Consider the following 982-nt stretch of genomic DNA (forward strand, 5'->3'; position numbering starts at 1 on the left):
ATGCAACGCTCAGACAGGTTGGAAGAACCAGTCCAATCCGCGGAACCATCAGGCTTCGGAGCCGGCTTGGAGTCGCCAGTGACGATACGCGAAGCCTCGTTGCCGTCCTTATCCTTGGCAACAATCTTGTCGCCAGTCTTCAGCTCCTTGTCAACAACGACCTTCCACTTACCGTCATCGCCAACCTTGACAGTCTTCTCGGTCTTCTTGCCGTCCTTGTCAGTGACAGTAACGGTGATATCGGTACCAGGCTTAGCGGTACCAGTGATCTCCTTGTCACCGTCCTTAGCCGGATCAATGGTCGGCTTGATGACCTCCGGAGTCTCAGACGGATCGTCCTTACCCGGCTTATTCGGGTCAATCGGCCAGGTCGGTCCCGGAATAATCGGCTTAGACGGTTTCTCAACCTCGACGACTACGCGGTCGATCTCGTTGCCGTCCTTGTCCTTGACAATGACAGTGATCTTGTCACCAGGCTTAGCGTCCTTATCGATGTCGACAATCAGGTTGCCGTTGTCATCGATTTCAGCCTTACCAGGGCCATCGGTCTCAACCGTGGTGCCTTCCGGAACGTCACCGCCGGTGTTCGGGATCTCAACCTTGTCGCCAGGCTTGCCCTTGTCGTCATTCCAGTCCGGCTTATCAGCAGGAGCATCCGGATTCTCAACCTCGACGACTACGCGGTCGATCTCGTTGCCGTCCTTGTCCTTGACAATGACAGTGATCTTGTCACCAGGCTTAGCGTCCTTATCGATGTCGACAATCAGGTTGCCGTTGTCATCGATTTCAGCCTTACCAGGGCCATCGGTCTCAACCGTGGTGCCTTCCGGAACGTCACCGCCGGTGTTCGGGATCTCAACCTTGTCGCCAGGCGTACCCTTGTCGTCATTCCAGTCCGGATCCGCATTGGGATCAGGGTTGGTGACAGTGACAGTCACATCGACGTTGTCCTTAGAACCATCCGGGTAAGTCACAACAACCG

The 982-nt window shown here is 55.4% G+C and carries 1 protein-coding gene; it reads right to left on the reverse strand.

Annotated features, from left to right (window positions below; translation table 11 throughout):
- The coding region (locus HMPREF2635_RS13420) for an Ig-like domain-containing protein (RefSeq protein WP_246824859.1) at positions 1–982 on the reverse strand (982 nt) is incomplete at both ends.

The organism is Corynebacterium sp. HMSC035E02 (assembly GCF_001836065.1).
GTDB classification, from domain to species: domain Bacteria; phylum Actinomycetota; class Actinomycetes; order Mycobacteriales; family Mycobacteriaceae; genus Corynebacterium; species Corynebacterium hiratae.